The organism is Janthinobacterium lividum, assembly GCF_011601275.1.
GTDB classification, from domain to species: Bacteria; Pseudomonadota; Gammaproteobacteria; order Burkholderiales; family Burkholderiaceae_D; genus Janthinobacterium; species Janthinobacterium lividum_E.
In genome coordinates this window covers 70,969-88,683 of record NZ_JAAOLY010000014.1, presented here as the reverse complement: position 1 = coordinate 88,683, position 17,715 = coordinate 70,969, and the positions used below count along the sequence as shown (strand labels likewise).

Sequence of the window (17,715 nt, the reverse complement as noted above, 5' to 3'; positions counted from 1 at the left end):
CGGATTAGCGGCGCAGCCGCGTAATCCGACGTACGCATCTAATCCGGGAAACGCTGATTCAGGGCCAATGCCTCATCGAGATTCGCAATCAGCAACTCGACATACTGCGGATCGAGGTGGCTGCCGCTCACTTCGCGCAGGTAGCTGACCACGCGTTCCAGAGGCCAGGCATCCTTGTAGCAGCGCTTGTGCATGAGCGCGTCGAAGACGTCGGCGACGGCGGCGATGCGCGCGTATTTGTGGATGTTTTCGCCGACCAGGCCTTGCGGGTAGCCGCTGCCGTCGAATTTTTCATGGTGCTGGTGGGCGATCACGGCTGCCGCCTTCAACAGGGGACGCTGCGAGCCGTCGAGGATGGACATGCCCACCGTCGGATGCTGCTTCATGATTTCCCATTCGGCCGCATCGAGCTTGCCCGGTTTGAGCAGGACGGCGTCGGGCGTGGAAATCTTGCCTATGTCGTGCATGGGCGCCGCGTGGCGCAGCACCATCGTTTCCTCTTCCGACATGCCCGAGGCCTGCGCCAGCAACTGGCACACTTCGGCCATGCGGCGCACGTGGTTGCCGCCTTCGTGCGAGCGCGATTCGACCACGTCGCCCAGGCGCAGGATCAGCTCGGCCTGGGTATCGGTGATTTCCTGCGTCAGCAGGATGTTGTCGAAAGCGATGGCCACGCCCGAGCAGAATACTTCCAGCAATTGCGCGTCGAGGTCGGAGATTTCTTCCACGCCTTTTAGCACAAGCAAGGACGCCTTGCCGCTGCTGTTTGGAAAATAGCCGACATAGGTATCGCCGTGCAGGCGCGAGATCTTGTTGCTCTTCGCGTCGTCCAGTTGCGACAGCAGGGACGGGCTGAGAATGCCGCCATCGGCTTCATGGTCGCCAATCTGCGCGAGGATTTCATAGTCCTGTTCGCCCGTGATGGCGCTGGCGCCGCGCAGGCGCAGCAGCATGCTCGTTTCCAGGCGCAGCAGGGCGACGACTTGCTGCAGCAGGCCGCTGGCGAAGTCGCGCAGGTTGCGCTGCTTGAAGATGTGCGCCGAGGCGGCGATGACTCTTTCCAAGCCTTCGCGGTAATGGAGCTGGGCCTGGCGCGCTTCTTCCACCTTCATGATGTCGCGGTAGGCGCGCAAGGCGGCAAAAGTGGTGGTGAACAGCTTGGTGCGGTCCAGTTCCGTCTTTTCCTTGTAGTCGTTGATGTCGTAGTTGACGATCACGCGTTCTTCCGGCGCCTGTCCCGGCTGTCCCGTGCGCAGCACGATGCGCGTAAACTGGTTGCCCAGGTCTTCGCGCATCCAGCGCGCCACTTCCAGGCCGCTGTCTTCGCGTTCCATTACCACGTCGAGGAAGACGAGCGCGATGCCTTCTTCGCGCGCCAGCACCTGCTTGGCTTCGGCGCCGCTGTACGCGTGCACGAAGCTCAGGGCGCGGCCCTCGAGGCGGAAACGGCTCAGCGTCAGTTTGGTGATGTCGTGGATGTCGGGTTCATCATCGACGAGCAGGACTTTCCAGGGAGGTAACTTGGGCGATGCTGAAGACAAAAATGACATAAGGGCGAGTTCCGCTAAAAGGCATAACTGACGCAATGCTGAGACGCCCGCGCCAGGAATTCCTGTGCGCATGACCGGCGTTGCGCGTTTTTCGGGCGCATTTTGTCGATTGTAGACTGACAGGTAAGTATTAACAATAAGCAAGAACAATTGACTAAAATCATGCAACACACGTACTAAAAAAGCACTTTAAATGCATGCCGCCGACACTATCTATACTTTATCGCTTAGGCAACTATATTTTCAAGACAATACTTTGTTTTAATTAATATTGCCAATGAATCCGCAAAAAAAGCGGCGCTCTGCCTTTCCGACGGCAAGTCGAAAAAGTAACAAGGTATGAATTGCGCGTCAGAATGGGCTGGAGCGCGCTATATTGGACAGGCATAAGAAGTGGCGCCATGCCACTCACATTTCCTGAAAGGGTACATCATGCAAAAGCAAACGACGCGCGCCCTGATCGCCGGACTGGCCTTGTTGGCCAGCAGCGCGGCCTGGGCAGGAACCGAAGTGCATTTCAGTAAACCGGATCAATTCACGGACGTGCCGTTTGACCCGCATGAGCGCGAAGACGTACTGAAGGAGCTGACCCGGCATTTCGAGAAGCTGGGTACGGCGCTGCCGCCCGGGCAGACCTTGAAAATCGACGTCACGGACGTGGATCTGGCGGGACGCGAGAATCCTTCCCTGCGTGCGGGCCAGGATATCCGCGTCATGAATGGCCGGGTCGACTGGCCGCGCATGCGCCTGCACTATGTGCTGGAACAGGATGGTAAGGTCATCAGCAGCGGCAATGCGGCCCTGTCCGACATGTCGTACCTGAGCCGTATCAATCCTTATTTCAGTACTGAAAAGTTACGCTATGAAAAGCTGATGATCGACGACTGGTATGCCGACACCTTTGGCGTCAAGCTGAAGCGCCATACGCGCAAATAAGCACTGCTGCGCGACTTTCAGCGCAGGTAGGCCCCTTCGATGCGCGCCAGTTCGCCGTTCTGCCGCATGACGAGCAGGGCGGCATTCATCTTCTCGATGAAATCGGCCTTGTAGGAGGGCGTATTGTGCGCGCTGTAGGCGATGTAGGTGGCTTCGGACGACAGTTCCAGCACTTCGTGCAATTGAAAACCGTAGCGGGCCAGTTCGCCTTGCAGCTGGCGCGCCGTGTGGCGTGCCGCGCCGCGGTCGCTGGCGTAGCAATCGATGCGCCGCAGGGCCAGTTTCTTCAGGTTCGCTTCATTGCCCTTGGCCGCCTCCAGGCGCAGCAGTCCCTGGCGGGCCGGCGCCATCAGCTTTTCCGACAGCAGAAAACCCGTGTTGACGCCGATGGTCAGGCCGACAAAGTCGGTCGGGAAGTGCGTGCGCGGCGTGCGCATGACGGCGTCATGGCAAAACAGCACCACCGATTCGCGGTGCAGCATGGCTGAATATGGCTGTACGTATGAGCGTTCCGTCTTCTGTCCGGGCGGAAACAGGCCGAAAACCTGGCCCTTTTCCAGCGCGTCGAGCCCCCGTTTCCAGGGGCGCGGCTGCAGTTCCAGCCGGTAGCCGGGCATTGCGCCGGCCGCCTGGCGCAGGATGTCGATATACATGCCCTTGAAGGCGCCATTTTCCACATAGCTGTACGGCGCATAGTCATCGTCGCCGTACAGGATGACGGTTTGCGGTGCGGCCAGGGCGGGCGGCAACGTGCCCAGCAGCGCTAGGGCCAAGGCCAGGCATAGTCTTGCCGTGATTGCTGATTGCATGCCGCTCCAGATTCAATGTCTTCCTGGCAAGCATACAGCATGGCGGCATGGGACCGCTTAATCGGCCCCTCAATCGATCCAGTTCACCTGTGGAAACTTGCTGCCGAACTCGTCCGGCATGGGCACGACCTGGCTGCTCTTGTAATTGAAGAAGACAAAGCCGGACTTGGCCATCGCGATCAGGGTATTGTCGCGCGGGCGCGTGATGCGGAAGGTAATGTCGCCACCATATTTATTGAAATCCATGACACCCACTTCGAACAGCAACTGGTCGCGCGCATGGGCTTCGGCGCGGTAGGTGGTGGCCAGGTCGGTGACGATGATGCCGTTGCCATCCGCTTCGATGTCGCGCACGCCATATTCGAACAGGAAGCGGGCGCGCGCTTCGGAAATCATGGAAATCATGGAATCGTTGCCGAGATGGTTGCCGGCATTGATGTCCGTTGTGCGTACCGTCAGTTGCGAGGAATAGCAATACTGGTCTTCGGGAAATTCAAGTTTCAAACGGGCCATGGTGTTCTCTTGGGCTGGGGCGCAGGGCGCGGCGGTAAAATCCAATTCTAGCCGGTTCCCCGCGCGCCGTCGAAAAACGCTGCCTCAGGCGTGTGCCGCCATGACTGCTTGCGTACGCTTATCTGCGTACAATCCTGTAGACCTTGCCCGTGCCGCTCAGCATGTACAGCTCGTTTTGCGCATCCTGGCCGAATGACAGGATATTGCCCACGTTCGTGATGCCCCAGTCTTTCACGGCTGACGCCGTGCCATTGCTGTAGCTGAAACTCTTCAGCCAGCCGCTGCAATAATCGGAATACAGGTATTGCCCCGCCAGTTCAGGCAAGGCCGTGCCCCGGTACACATAGCCACCCGTGATCGAGCAGCCGCCAGCCGTATCGTGGCCGTATTCGATGGCGGGCAAGACCAGTCCCGCCTGGCTGCAACTGGCGCTGTTATAGCACTGCGTGCCTTCCATGATGTTCCAGCCATAATTGTTGCCCGCCTGGCCCGCGGGCCGCACGTCAACTTCTTCCAGATTGGCCTGACCCACGTCGGCGATATACAGCAGCTGGGCCGGCACGTCGAAGGCGTAGCGCCACGGGTTGCGCAAGCCATAGGCCCAGATTTCAGGGCGTCCGCCTGCCGTCGCAAATGGGTTACCGGGTGGAATGGCGTACGGCTGGGCGACACTGCTGGCGTTGACGTCCAGGCGCAGCAGCTTGCCCAGCAGGACATTCGTGTTTTGCGCATTGCGGGGCGGGTCGCCTCCGCTGCCGCCGTCGCCCGTGCCCGCATACAGATAGCCGTCCGGGCCAAAGCTGAGCAAGCCGCCGTAGTGGTTGTTGAACGTGGGGTGGGGAATCGTGAGGATGGTCAGCGCGGACAGGGGATCGGCCACGTTGGCGTTGCCGGCCGACACTTGCCGGCGCTCGATGACGATATCGCCGGCCAGGTTGGTGTAGTACAGGAAGAAATAGCCATTGCTGGCGTACTGCGGATGGAAGGCCATCGACAGCAAGCCCCGTTCGCCGCTGGTGGTGGTCAGGGCGCTGATGTCGAGGAAGGGCGTGGCCAGCAGATTGTCATTTTGCATCACGCGGATGCGGCCGGCCCGTTCGATGATGAACAAGCGGCTGTCGCCGGGCGGCGCCGTGAGGAAGATGGGCGCGCTCAAGCCGCTGGCCACTTCCTGCAGGCCCAGCGCCAGCGGCGTGGCCGCCGCATACAGGACGCTGGCGCTGGCCGTCGCCCCCGCATTGACTTGCACCTGCTGCGTGACGGGCGTGGGCGCCAGCGTCCCCGTGCCTTGCGCCACGCTGGCGGCGCTGAGCGTGTAGGCGCCGGGCGCCAGGTCCGTCAAGGTCGTGCTTGCCGTCAGCGTCTTGCTGTACGCCGCAGGTCCCGTGACCGTGACGGCGCCCGCCACGCCGGCCGGCAAGCCGCCGATGGTGACCGTCAGGCTGCCGGTGGTGGGGCCGGGCCCAGGGTCGTCGTCGCCACCGCCACAGGCGGCCAGCAGGGCCAGGCAGCATGCCAGCAACAGGGCCAGCCAGGGCCTGGGAAAGCGGGAAAATAGATGGCGCATGTCAGTCTCCTGCGGGAACGACGCGACGGCTGCTCCAAGGAGGAGCTTGTGCCAAGAATGCGCGTCTTTGTGTTGGGAAGTTTGCGCTGGCGCAAACGTGCGGCGCCATCGGACAAATGCGCCGCGTTTTCAGACAAGCGCGGCGTCAGCTGTCCCGTCACGCCCTCACGCGCCCGATAATGGCGCATCTGAAACCGATGCAGGAATGATACACATGAAAACCAAAGCCGCGATTGCCTGGAAGGCGGGCTCCCCGCTGACCATCGAAGAAGTCGACCTGGCCGGCCCGCGCGCCGGCGAAGTGCTGGTCGAGCTGAAAGCCACGGGCATTTGCCATACCGATTACTACACCCTGTCCGGCGCCGATCCGGAAGGCATCTTCCCGGCCATCCTCGGCCATGAAGGCGCCGGCGTCGTCGTCGACGTGGGCCCGGGCGTGACGACCCTGAAAAAGGACGATCACGTCATCCCGCTGTACACGCCGGAATGCCGCCAGTGCAAGTTCTGCCTGTCGCAAAAGACGAACCTGTGCCAGGCCATCCGTTCCACGCAAGGCCGCGGCCTGATGCCGGACGCGACCAGCCGCTTCTCGCTCAATGGCCAGCCGCTGTTCCACTACATGGGCACGTCCACGTTCTCGAATTACATCGTGGTGCCGGAAATCGCCCTGGCGAAGATCCGCGAAGACGCACCGTTCGACAAGGTGTGCTACATCGGCTGCGGCGTGACGACGGGCGTGGGCGCCGTCTTGTTCTCGGCCAAGGTGGAAGCGGGCGCCAACGTGGCCGTGTTCGGCCTGGGCGGCATCGGCCTGAACGTGATCCAGGCAGCGAAGATGGTCGGCGCCGACAAGATCATCGGCATCGACATCAACCCGGCGCGCCAGGCCATCGCGCGCAAGTTCGGCATGACGCATTTCATCAACCCGAACGAAGTGGAAAACGTCGTCGACGCCATCGTGCAACTGACGGACGGCGGCGCCGATTATTCGTTTGAATGCGTGGGCAACACGACCCTGATGCGCCAGGCGCTCGAGTGCACGCACAAGGGCTGGGGCAAGTCCTTCATCATCGGCGTGGCGGCGGCTGGCCAGGAAATTTCCACCCGTCCATTCCAACTGGTGACGGGGCGCGAATGGCGCGGTTCGGCCTTCGGCGGCGCGCGGGGGCGTACGGACGTGCCGAAGATCGTCGACTGGTATATGGAAGGCAAGCTCAACATCGGCGACCTGATCACGCATCGTTTGCCGCTTGAACGCATCAATGAGGGCTTCGACCTGATGAAGAGCGGCGAATCGATCCGTTCCGTGGTCCTGTATTAATCCTGTTGTATTAATCCTATCGGACTGTACTCATTGCGCAACACTTGACGGACGGGGCAGGGCGGCACGCTGTACTTCGCTGCCTGCCCCTGCTAGGGTGTAGACATCACCGCCTTGCTTTGGGAGCCGTTCATGTTTGCCACTGCCTATCTCGCGACTTTGCGCCGCATGCTGCCCGTCTTCCTCGGCGCGGCCCTGTCTTCCCTGCTGGCCTTGTGGTGGAGCAATGCCGCCATCCTTGCCACGCCCGCCATCTGGCTGGCGCTGCTGGCCACCTATCTGCTGTGTGCACTGATGTTTACGCCGCTGGCCTGGCACCGCCAGCAGCTGGCCACGCGCCACGTGCGCACCAACAAGTCGCGCTGATTTCCCCTGCGCCTAGCGCGCCGTGCTGGAAAAACGCTCACGGTAATCGCGCGGCGTGATGGCGAGCTTCTTTTGAAACAGGCGGCGCAGCCTGTCCTCGCTATGCAAGCCCGCCTGCACGGCCACCTGTTTTAAGGAAGACACATTGTCCTCCAGCAAACGGCGCGCCACTTCGAAGCGGGCCGTTTCGATGAATTCCGTGGGACTGGTGCCTGTTTCGCGCTGGAACACGCGCGTAAAATTGCGCTCGCTCATGGCCAGCCTGGCCGCCAGCAGCGGCACGGTGAGCTCTTCGGCAAGATGCTCCATGATCCAGCCCTGCAACTGGCGCATGGTCGGATGCGTGGTCATCTGGCTCGACAGGTGCACGGAAAACTGCGACTGGCCGCCGGGCCGCTTCAGATACACCACCAGGTCGCGCGCCACTTCCAGTGCAATATCGCGGCTGAAATCGTCTTCCACCAGGGCCAGCGCCAAATCGATGCCGGCCGTCACGCCAGCCGACGTCCAGAATTTCCCTTCTCGCACAAAAATCGCATCGGCATTGACCTGTATCAATGGATAGCGCTGGCGCAGGCTGTCCACGGCGCTCCAGTGCGTGGCCGCGCTCTTGCCGTCGAGCACGCCCGCTTCTGCCAGGAAGAAGCAGCCCGTGCACAGGGCCGCCAGGGTATCGATGCGCGGCGCCGCCTCGGCCACCCAGGCGGCGAGGGCGGGGATGTCCTGCAAGACTTGCTCGACGTGGTGACACCCGACGATGACGGCCAGATCGGGCAGGCGGCTGGCGTCGAGCGCCTTGCTGGCGTGCAGCGACATCAGCGTGTCCGATTCGACCGGGCCGATGGCCGTCGAGGCGATGCGCACGTCGTAGCCGCCGGGCAGCTTGCGCAGGCGTAAATGGGTGTTGGCGTAGTCAAACACCTTCATGGCGCCAATGGCTTCGAGCGCCTTGAAGCCTGGATAGACGATGATGTCGACGGTGCGCAGGGGGAATTCTTTGGGGCTTTGCTTGATCATGCGATATGCGCGAGGGGGATAAATACTGCCATAATGCAACAACAGCGATGGCGTAGGTTAGCATGAAAGAATCGGCGCGCCCGCTGGCTCCCCACCCATCGGATTCCTGAATATCGTGCGCTTACTCCACTTTTTTACCGCCCTGACATTGTTGCTGGGCTCATCCCTTGCCCACGCGGTCACGCTCAACTTCAATGGCGGCGATGTGGACAACTGTTCCCGCGTGGGCAATCTGTACACTTGCGCTTCGCTCAACCTGGCCGACACGGACGTCATCATCATTGCCAGCGGGAACGGCGTGACGGTGAACAGTTCCTTGTCGATGAGCTATAACCAGGGATTGACGATGAGCGGCAACGCCGCGCTGACGGTCAAGGGCAGTCTCGACATCAAGGACATCAAACCGGCCAATCTGAAGGTGACGGGGGGAAGCTTGAGCGCCGAAGGCGGCACTTTCCTCATGGGCGCGCAGGAACAGACGATCACGGCGAATATTTCCGCCACGACCATCAAGATGGGCTCGAACAACGTGACGGTGACGGGCAAGATCAGCGCCAAGGGCCAGGTGGAAATCGCCTCGGGTTCGGTCATCAACGGGCCGATCAGCGGTAGCGTCGTCAATATCCTGGCCGCCAATACCCGCATCCAGGGCGATATCACGGCGACCACCTCGCTGACCATCGGTTCGGGCAGCCAGGTGACGGGCAACCTGAAATCGCCGACGATCGACCTGAAGGCGTCCGGCCTGCTCGTCACGGGCGACGTGGAGGCCAGTAATTCCTTGTCGATCGCCTCCGGCAATGGCATCAAGGGCAACGTGGATGCCGGCGAGGTGACGCTCGACTCGTCCAATGCCTATATCACGGGCAACGCCAAGGTCGGCCACATCACTCTGGGCTGGCAGGGCCGGGTGCAGCAAACCATCACTTGCAAAACCTATACGCCGTCCAATCCGTGCAGCTGCGTGACGAATAACAGCGGCTGGGCCTTCAATGAACCGATGGGGCCGAAGTGCGGACCCGGTACGCCGAGCGGATTGCACCATTTCCAGATCGAGCACCCGCTGACGGCGCTTACTTGCCAGACGCCCACGGTGAAGGTGACTGCCTGCGCCGATGCCAGCTGCAGTGCGCTCTACAAGAGTGGCGCCAGCGTCACCGTCAGCCCGGGCGGCGTGCCGACGCAGATCGATACTAGCGGCGTCAATGCCAATGTCACTGTGCGCCAGACCACGGTGGGCATCGCCCCCCTCGGCCTGGTCAGCACGCCCGCCACGACGGGGGCGCTGGTGTGCAAGAGCGGCGGCAGCACGAGCAATTGCCAGATCAGCTTCCTTGCCAGCGGCTTCCAGGTGAGCGGCATTCCGCGCTACGCTGAGGACGCGGCCGTACTGGAAATCAGCGCCTTGCAGACTTCGTCCGGCAATAAGGACGTTTGCGTGCCCATGTTCGCCGGCCAGAACAAGGAGTTGAACCTGACTTGTGCGTACAGCAACCCGGATAAGGGGACATTACCTGCGCGCCTTTTTGACAGCGGCAAAAATAGTTATGTTGCCCTGGCTGGCAGCGACCAGAGCAGTTGTGCCGCGCTGAGTACCAAAGTGATTGTGACTTTCGGCGCCGATGGCGTGGCCAGGCCGAACATGCTGTATGCGGATGCGGGAGCGCTGCTCCTGGCAGCCTCCTACAAGCCGGACAGCGGCAGCGACAAAGGTTTGGACATGAGCGGCAGCGGCACGGTCATCGTGGCGCCGAAGCAATTCCTGTTTACGAAGCTGGCGCCGACGCAGCGCGCGGGCCTGCCTGCGGCACCCTTGACGCCCGGTGCGACCATCACATTATCGGCCGTCAATGCGGCCGGCGCCGTGACGAAGAACTTTGGCAACGAAAGCAGTATCGCTGTGCAAAAAGTCGTGCTCGATCGTATCCTGCTGGCGCCGGACTACACAGGCGTAATCAACCCGGAAGTCGGCGGCGATCTCGACTTCGTGAAAAAAGGGGGCGCCATCGAGGCGCCGCCGCTGGTCTGGCCTGAAGTGGGCAAGATCAATTTCACGGCCGCGCTGCAAAAAGGTTACCTGGACAGCACCTTGACGTCGTCGGGTACCAGCGATGCCGTGCTCTTTTACCCGCATCACTTCGTGACGGAACTGGTCATCAAGGAAGTGGACATCGGGGGGGGCGTGAAGATGCCGTTGCCTTTCCCGTGCGGCGGGCCGCTTGTGTGCGCCGGCAACCGTGCCGTGTATTCGCGCCAGCCTTTTGACCTGACCATCCGCGCCCGGAACGCTGCTGCCAAGGAGACGAAGAACTTCGACGCCAGGAATGGCGATATCAACAAAACGCAAGTGTCGCTGGTTCCCTATGACGCGGCCACGGTGAAGAACAGCTATCCACCGACGGATCCGTCCGGCAGTACGCTGACGGATGGGGAAACAGTGCCTGCCGCCGTGACGGGCGTACCTGTCACCAGGTTCAAGGAGGGCGTTGCAACGCGCACCATCGCCTACAGCTTTCCCGCCGCCTATGCCGTGCCCAAAGAGCTGAAAGCGCTGGCATCGCCGACGAATGTACTGCTGCGCGCGACGTATGGCTATCCGGCTGCCGGTAATGTGAGCTCGGCGTCGCCTGATGGCATTGACGCGCAGCTGACTGTGCTCACGGGCCGCCTGATGGTGCCGCATGACTATGGTTCCGAGCGCTATCCCGTGCGCCTGGCGGTGCAGGCGCAGTACTGGGATGGCAAGACCTGGGTGACGAGTCTGCTGGACAGCATCAGCGCGTTCAGCAACACCCAGGTAGTGTTTGCCAATTGCAAGAAAACACTGGTGTGCACGGATTTCAAGCTGGCCGACGGCACTTATACCGTCAACAATGGCATCTTGCCGCCGAATAGACGGCTGACCCTGGCGGCGCCCGGCGTCGGCAAGTCCGGCAGCGTGGACGTTTCCGTGCTCGGCCTGTCGTACTTGCCCAGTACGACCGGCACCGTCGTCTTTGGCGTCTTCAAGTCGGGCCCCGTGATTTACCTGCGCGAGATGTATTAGCCTGGGCCAAGGGCGGGGGCAAGGAGCGCGAAAAACCAGTAACATGCGTGGCTGTGGCATTCCCCCAACCTCAGACTGGAGTTTCTATGAGCACAACTTCGCAGTGGATCGATATCGCCGGCCCGGACGGCAGCTTCCAGGCCTACCTGGCCGTGCCGCATGTGGGCAAGGGCCCCGCCATCATCCTGTTGCAGGAAATTTTCGGCGTCAACGAGCACATCCGCGCCGTGGCCGACCAGTACGCGGCCGATGGCTACGTGGTACTGGTGCCCGACCTGTTCTGGCGCGCCGGCGCGCACATCGAACTGGGCTATGACGCGGACGGCTGGAAGCGCGCCGTCGAACTGATGCAGGCGACCGACAATCCGCAGGCCGACGCCGATATCGCCGCCACCGTCGCCGCCCTGCGCGCGCGTCCGGAAGTGACGGGCAAGCTCGCTTCGGTCGGCTATTGCTTCGGCGGCCGGTTGTCGTACCAGGCAGCCGCGGCCGGCCTGGTTGATGCAGCCATCGCCTATTACGGCGGCGGTATCCAGAACAAGCTGGACCTGGCCGACCGGATCAAGGTACCGCTGCTCATGCATTTCGGCGGCCAGGACAGCCACATCCCGCCGGAAGCCGTGCAAAAGATCGCCGAGCGTTTCGAAGACCGTCAAGACGTGGAAATCCATATCTACCCGGGCGCCGAGCACGGTTTCAATTGCACCCACCGCGACAGCTATCAGCAGCGCGCCGCCGCCCAGGCGCATGGCAATTCCTTGATTTTCCTCGCGGAAAACCTGTAAGGCTGCCTCGCCGGGCTGACCAGCCGTTATTTTCCGCCCAGCAGCAACGCTGCATGGGCGTTAAAATAGCGGCTGTGCCGGGCAACTCCGGCCGGCCGGGCACGGCGCCCGGCAAACCTGGATGAGGAACCGAATTAAAGATGGCCCAAGTAATTGTTTCTGTAACATTGGCGGCAAGCGCCGAACGCGTGTGGGATTTTATCGGCGGCTTCCAGTCGCTGGCTGAATGGTCGAGCTCGATCAAGACCAGCCTGTCCGAGCACGGCGGCCGCGTGCGCCGCCTGAAAACCACGGATGGCGCCATCATCGCCGAACGCCTGCAAAGCTACAGCGAAGCGGACAAGAGCTACAGCTACACCATCGTCTCGGGCCCGATCCCCGTCAAGAACTACCGTTCCACCCTGCGCGTCACGGGCGAGCCGGGCGCGAACGAGTGCGTGGCGCAATGGTCGAGCGAGTTCGACGCGGCCGAAGGCGTGGAAGAGGTCATGGTCGGCGCGTTTCAGCATCTGTATGAAACCGCGTTCGTCGACCTGAAACGCATCATGGCAATCTGAAGCTGCGCAATCCGGCATTCCCTACGGCGCTAACAATGTTGTCGCATTACGCGGCTGCGCCGCTAATCCGACCTACGGCATTGTGGTTAGCACGCTTGTAAAAACACCGGCACAAGCCGGTGTTTTTCATGATGCCTAGCGCTTGACCTTCCCAAACGCTTCGCCCTTGTTCCACACTGGCAAATTCTTGTCGTTGGCCACTTCATAGCCCAGGTTCAATGTAAATTGCGCCTGCTGCACCATGCCGGACAGATCCCACGACGGGTTGTACTCATCGGTGACCTGATGGTAGTCCTTCTTGAACGCCACCAGGCGCTCGCCCGATGCTTTCGGCTCCTTGACGAAGTCGAACGAGCCATCGCCGGAAAACACGGCCGAGCCCACGTTGAAGGCGGGTACGCCGGCCTTGGCAAACGCGAAATGGTCGGCCCGGTAGAAGGCGCCGGACAGGTCGGGAATGGTGGGCGCCAGGCGCAGGCCCATGCGCTTGGCGACCTTGGCGGCGCTCGCATACAGGCTGCTGCGCTCGGCGCCGGCCACGCCGATGTCGTGCGTCTTGCCAACGAAGTTCATGCTGTCGAGGTTCAGGTCGGCGGCCGTCTTGGCCAGCGGCCATAATGGCGCGCGCGTGTAGGCCGTGCTGCCCAGCATGCCCGTTTCCTCGCCTGCCGGCCACAGGAAGATCTGCGTGCGGCGCGCCGGCTGTTTCACGGCCACTTGCGCCATGGCCAGCAGGGCCGCCGCGCCCGAGGCGTTGTCGATGGCGCCGTTGTAGATATGGTCGCTTTGCCCGGCGCGTTGGCTGCCGTCGTCATCCTTGCCCAGGTGATCCCAGTGCGCGGAATAGATCACGGCCTCATCCTTCAGCTTCGGGTCCGTGCCCGGCACGATGCCGGCCACGTTGAACTGCTCGATGCTGCGCACCTGGCTGTCGAGCTGTACCTTGACCGTGGCGTCCAGCGCCACAGGGCGGAATGCACGCGTTTCGGCCTGCGCGCGCAAGGTATCCAGGTCCTGTCCGGCTTGCTGGAACAGGGCGCGCGCCATGTCTTCCTGCAGCCAGCCTTCCATCGCATTGCCCGCGCCTGCCAGGCTGAAGCGCTCGTGGCCGAAGCCGTTGGCCGGCACCGACCATGGGTAGGAAGCGGACTCGGTGGTGTGGATCAGCAGCACGCCGGCGGCGCCCTGGCGCAGCGCTTCCTCGTACTTGTAGACCCAGCGGCCGTAATACGTGAGCGACTTGCCGGCAAAGCGGTTCGGCTCGGTGCTTGTGGGCTGCGGGTCGTTGACCATCATGATGACAAGTTTTCCTTTTAAATCAACTCCCTTGAAATCGTCCCAGTTTTCTTCTGGCGCGCGGATGCCGTAGCCGGCGAACACGACGGGCGCATCGAACGCCACTTTCTGCTGGCCATTCGCCGCGCCAAAGACGATGTCCTTGCCGAAGGCGGGCGACAAGGTCTTGCCGCCCGCGCTGAACGTGACTTTGCTCGATGGCAAGGCCTTGCTGCCGACGATGGTCAGCGCCTGGCGATAGCTGCCATCCTTCAACGGTTGCAGGCCGGCCACGGCCGCCTGCGTTTCCAGGTAGCGCACGGCCAAGTCGCCGCCGCGCTGGCCCGTGCCGCGTCCTTCCAGTAAATCGTCGGCCAGGAAGGACAGGTGGGCGCGCAGGGGCGCTTCGGCAACGAGCGGTTGGGCGATGGCGGCCGTGCTGAACAGACTGGCGGCGAGGACGATGGGAAAGCGCATGACAACTCCAAAAGTGAATACGGGAAAGCAAAGCAGCGACAATCTTACTCTACCGCAATGCCTTGGCGTAGCGCGCGGCGCGCACAAGCCGATTGCGGCCACAATGGCTGCTGGTCCACCGACAAGGAGCGTTCCATGACTGCCATTGACTTGCAATCGAGCAATACCCTGCGTGCCGCCGACGGCACATTGATCCACTACAAGGACTGGGGCAGCGGCCCGCCCGTCGTCTTCAGCCACGGCTGGCCATTGTCGTCCGACGCCTGGGAAGACCAGATGTTTTATCTGGCCTCGCGCGGCTACCGCGTCATCGCGCACGACCGGCGCGGCCATGGCCGCTCCAGCCAGCCGTTCGACGGCAACGACATGGATACCTATGCCGACGACCTGGCCGCCCTGATCGCCGCACTGGACTTGACGGGCGCCACCCTCGTCGGCCACTCGACGGGCGGCGGCGAAGTGGCGCGCTACATCGGCCGCCACGGCACGGAACGCCTGGCCGGCGCCGTGCTGGTGGGCGCCGTGCCGCCGCTGATGCTGCAAACCACGGAAAACCCGCTGGGCTTGCCACTATCCACATTTGACGCCATCCGCGCCGGCGTGCAGGCCGATCGCAGCCAGTTTTTCCAGGATTTGAGCGAGGCCTTCTATGGCTACAACCGGCCCGATGCAAAGCCGTCGCAGGGCGTGCGCGACAGTTTCTGGCGGCAAGGCATGCAGGCGGGCATGCCGGCATCCTACCTGTGCATCAAGCAATTTTCCGAGACGGATTTTACTGCTGACCTGGCCAAGTTCGACGTGCCGACCCTGGTGATCCATGGCGATGACGACCAGATCGTGCCGATCGCCGCCTCGGCGCGGCGCACTGCCGAGCTCATCATCGGCAGCAAGCTGCTCGTGTACGCGGGCGCGCCGCACGGCCTGGCGACGACGCACAAGGACAGACTGAACGAGGACTTGCTGGAATTTCTGCGCCACTCTGTCGATGCGGCCAGCAATATCGAAGCGCATCTGTAAAGTAGTCGAATCTATTGCAAAACACATAATATTGCTTGGTTTTTGCACCAATTGCGTGCGGATCGCCGATTTTTCTGCGTTTTAGACCGCAAAAAATGGCGTTCTGCCGCCCCGTTCCACCCGGTAAGGTCCAGTAAAGAGTAAACTAGCGGATACACTCTTTCGCATTGGGCGATTCGAGCGAACTTGTGAGTGATTTCATGTCTGATACACCAATTTCCTTATTTTCCGACCTTAACCTGAGCGAGCCGCTGATTCGCGCGCTCAAGGATGTCGGTTACGAAACACCGTCGCCTATCCAGGCGGCCACGATTCCATTATTGCTCGCGAACCGCGACGTGCTGGGCCAAGCGCAAACGGGCACGGGTAAAACCGCCGCCTTCGCCTTGCCGATCCTGTCGCGCATCGATCTGAAACAAAGCTCACCCCAAGCCCTGGTCCTGGCACCGACGCGCGAACTGGCCATCCAGGTCGCCGAAGCGTTCCAGGTGTACGCCGCCCACATCCCCGGCTTCCACGTGCTGCCGATCTACGGCGGCCAAAGCTATGGCCCGCAGCTGTCGGCCCTGCGCCGCGGCGTGCACGTCATCGTCGGCACCCCAGGCCGCGTCATCGATCACCTGGACAAGGGTTCGCTCGACCTGTCCAAGCTGAAAACCCTGGTGCTCGACGAAGCCGATGAAATGCTGCGCATGGGCTTTATCGACGACGTCGAACGTATCTTGAAAGAAACCCCGGAAGGCCATCAAACGGCTCTGTTCTCGGCCACCATGCCTTCCGTCATCAAGCGCATCGCCACGACCTACCTGGTGAACCCGGCCGAAGTGACGGTTGCCGCCAAGACGGGCACGGCCGACAACATCCGCCAACGCTACTGGCTGGTGTCGGGCATGCACAAGCTCGACGCGCTGACCCGCATCCTGGAAGCGGAAGCGTTTGACGGCATGATCATCTTCGCCCGCACCAAGCTGGGCACGGAAGAGCTGGCCGGCAAGCTGCAAGCCCGCGGCTTCTCGGCTGCCGCCATCAATGGCGACATCCAGCAAGCCCAGCGCGAGCGCACGATCCAGCAGTTGAAAGACGGCAAGATCGACATCCTCGTGGCAACCGACGTGGCCGCCCGCGGCCTGGACGTCGAGCGCATCAGCCACGTCGTCAACTACGACGTGCCGCACGATCCGGAAAGCTATACCCACCGCATCGGCCGCACGGGCCGCGCCGGCCGCAGCGGCGAAGCGATCCTGTTCATCACCCCGCGTGAAAAGAACTTGTTGAAAGCCATCGAACGTTCGACCCGCCAGCCGATCGGCATGCTGGAACTGCCGACGATCCAGGCCGTCAACGACGTGCGTATCGCCAAGTTCAAGGAACAGATCAGCGAAACTCTGGCCCTGGGCGAACTGGAACAGTTCCAGTCGCTGATCGAGGATTTCGAGCGCGAACAAAACATTCCCGCCATCGAAATCGCCGCTGCCCTGGCGAAGATGGCGCGTGGCAATACGCCTCTGCTGCTGGACAAGAACAAGGCGCGCGAGCAAGCCACGTGGCAAGACGACCGTCCTGTGCGTCAAGATCGCTTCGAGCGCAACGACCGTCCGGAACGGGGCGACCGCTTCGACCGTAACGAGCGCAGCGACCGTGGCGAGCGCCCGGCCTTCCCGAAAAAGGAACGCATCCAGCGTCCAGCCGACGCCGGCATGCAGACCTTCCGCATCGAAGTCGGTCATCAGCATGGTGTGAAACCAGGCAATATTGTCGGCGCCATCGCCAACGAAGCGGGCATCGATTCGAAAAACATCGGCCGCATCGAAATCTATGACGACTACAGCGTCCTGGACTTGCCGGACAGCATGCCGAAAGAATTGCTGGACCAGCTGAAAACCGTGTGGGTCGCGGGCCAGCAGCTGCGCATCAGCCGCGACGGCGACGCGCCGGATCTGGCGCCAGCAGCGCCGCGCAAGCCGTTCGCCGCCAAGTCGGCGCCAGCGTTCAAGGATGCGCCAGCGGACGCGGGCGACGCAGCCCCTGCGCCGCGCGCGCCGAAGAAGGAACGTCCACGTCCGGGCGTGACGGCCTACCGCATCGAAGTGGGCCGCGAGCACGCCGTGACGCCAAGCAACATCGTTGGCGCCATCGCCAACGAAGCGAACCTGGAAGCCAAGCATATCGGCCGCATCGATATCTTTGACAACTACAGCGTGCTGGACCTGCCGGAAGGCATGCCGCCGGAAATCCTCGACCACTTGAAATCGGTCGTGGTCTCGGGCCAGAAGCTGCGCATCAGCCTCGATGACGGCACGACCGAGCGCAAGCCGGCGCCACCGCGTCCGAAGTCGCCGCGCAAAACATTTAAGTAAGCAATCCCTGCACGGGCGCCTCCCCGGCGCCTGTGTCGCGGATTGGAGACAGTTCCCCCACTGGCGCATTCGCGCCAGTTTTTATTTTCCCTCAAGAAATGAATATTGTTGCCGCGTTATGG

Annotated in this window: 14 protein-coding genes; 8 read left to right on the top strand and 6 right to left on the bottom strand. The window is 62.0% G+C overall.

All coding sequences use genetic code 11. The features are described from left to right. Nucleotides 1–38: 38 nt before the first annotated feature. Nucleotides 39–1,550, bottom strand: coding sequence for a DUF3369 domain-containing protein (locus GYK42_RS20650; protein ID WP_034753476.1), 1,512 nt, complete (start codon nt 1,548–1,550; stop codon nt 39–41). 432 nt (nt 1,551–1,982) lie between these two features. Between GYK42_RS20650 and GYK42_RS20645 the strand changes: the two genes are divergently transcribed. Beyond that, complete coding sequence (locus GYK42_RS20645; RefSeq protein ID WP_166449003.1) at nt 1,983–2,486, top strand: DUF3016 domain-containing protein; 504 nt, start codon at nt 1,983–1,985, stop codon at nt 2,484–2,486. 17 nt (nt 2,487–2,503) lie between these two features. On the opposite strand, the gene GYK42_RS20640 is transcribed toward GYK42_RS20645, so the two are convergent. The 3 genes from GYK42_RS20640 to GYK42_RS20630 form a co-directional block, all read right to left on the bottom strand. Next, nucleotides 2,504–3,295: a substrate-binding periplasmic protein gene (locus GYK42_RS20640; protein WP_166449002.1), complete on the bottom strand. Its 792-nt coding sequence runs from the start codon at nt 3,293–3,295 to the stop codon at nt 2,504–2,506. A 69-nt stretch (nt 3,296–3,364) separates the two neighbouring features. Continuing rightward, nucleotides 3,365–3,808: a thioesterase family protein gene (locus GYK42_RS20635; protein WP_046682188.1), complete on the bottom strand. Its 444-nt coding sequence runs from the start codon at nt 3,806–3,808 to the stop codon at nt 3,365–3,367. Between the two features lie 118 nt (nt 3,809–3,926). Then, nucleotides 3,927–5,375 (bottom strand): PQQ-dependent sugar dehydrogenase, encoded by a 1,449-nt coding sequence (locus GYK42_RS20630; RefSeq protein WP_166449001.1) that lies wholly within the window; start codon nt 5,373–5,375, stop codon nt 3,927–3,929. Between the two features lie 214 nt (nt 5,376–5,589). Here GYK42_RS20630 and GYK42_RS20625 point away from each other — a divergent pair, with 214 nt between their 5' ends. Together GYK42_RS20625 and GYK42_RS20620 are read left to right on the top strand one after the other, a co-directional pair. Continuing rightward, a complete protein-coding gene (locus GYK42_RS20625) occupies nt 5,590–6,696 on the top strand; it encodes an S-(hydroxymethyl)glutathione dehydrogenase/class III alcohol dehydrogenase (RefSeq protein WP_166449000.1) in 1,107 nt (368 codons plus the stop codon). Between the two features lie 132 nt (nt 6,697–6,828). Continuing rightward, entirely contained in the window at nt 6,829–7,062 is a 234-nt protein-coding gene (locus GYK42_RS20620) for a hypothetical protein (RefSeq protein WP_046682190.1), read from the top strand. A 12-nt stretch (nt 7,063–7,074) separates the two neighbouring features. Here the strand turns inward: GYK42_RS20620 and GYK42_RS20615 are convergent, their stop codons facing one another. Beyond that, the gene (locus tag GYK42_RS20615; protein ID WP_166448999.1) at nt 7,075–8,079 is read right to left on the bottom strand and encodes a GlxA family transcriptional regulator; all 1,005 of its coding nucleotides are present in this window, start codon (nt 8,077–8,079) and stop codon (nt 7,075–7,077) included. Nucleotides 8,080–8,194: 115 nt separating this feature from the next. On the opposite strand from GYK42_RS20615, the gene GYK42_RS20610 reads away from it, so the two are divergent. From GYK42_RS20610 to GYK42_RS20600, 3 genes are all read left to right on the top strand, one after another. Continuing rightward, nucleotides 8,195–11,125, top strand: coding sequence for a DUF6701 domain-containing protein (locus GYK42_RS20610; protein WP_166448998.1), 2,931 nt, complete (start codon nt 8,195–8,197; stop codon nt 11,123–11,125). Between the two features lie 86 nt (nt 11,126–11,211). Beyond that, the gene (locus GYK42_RS20605; protein ID WP_166448997.1) at nt 11,212–11,910 is read left to right on the top strand and encodes a dienelactone hydrolase family protein; all 699 of its coding nucleotides are present in this window, start codon (nt 11,212–11,214) and stop codon (nt 11,908–11,910) included. Between the two features lie 140 nt (nt 11,911–12,050). Beyond that, complete coding sequence (locus GYK42_RS20600) at nt 12,051–12,467, top strand: SRPBCC family protein (RefSeq protein ID WP_082654475.1); 417 nt, start codon at nt 12,051–12,053, stop codon at nt 12,465–12,467. A gap of 135 nt (nt 12,468–12,602) precedes the next feature. Here the strand turns inward: GYK42_RS20600 and GYK42_RS20595 are convergent, their stop codons facing one another. Continuing rightward, on the bottom strand, nt 12,603–14,219 hold the full coding sequence (locus tag GYK42_RS20595; protein ID WP_166448996.1) for a M28 family peptidase: 1,617 nt from the start codon (nt 14,217–14,219) through the stop codon (nt 12,603–12,605). A 135-nt stretch (nt 14,220–14,354) separates the two neighbouring features. Here GYK42_RS20595 and GYK42_RS20590 point away from each other — a divergent pair, with 135 nt between their 5' ends. After that, nucleotides 14,355–15,236 (top strand): alpha/beta fold hydrolase, encoded by an 882-nt coding sequence (locus GYK42_RS20590; protein ID WP_205711485.1) that lies wholly within the window; start codon nt 14,355–14,357, stop codon nt 15,234–15,236. Nucleotides 15,237–15,436: 200 nt separating this feature from the next. Further along, complete coding sequence (locus GYK42_RS20585; RefSeq protein WP_166448994.1) at nt 15,437–17,593, top strand: DEAD/DEAH box helicase; 2,157 nt, start codon at nt 15,437–15,439, stop codon at nt 17,591–17,593. Nucleotides 17,594–17,715 lie beyond the last annotated feature (122 nt).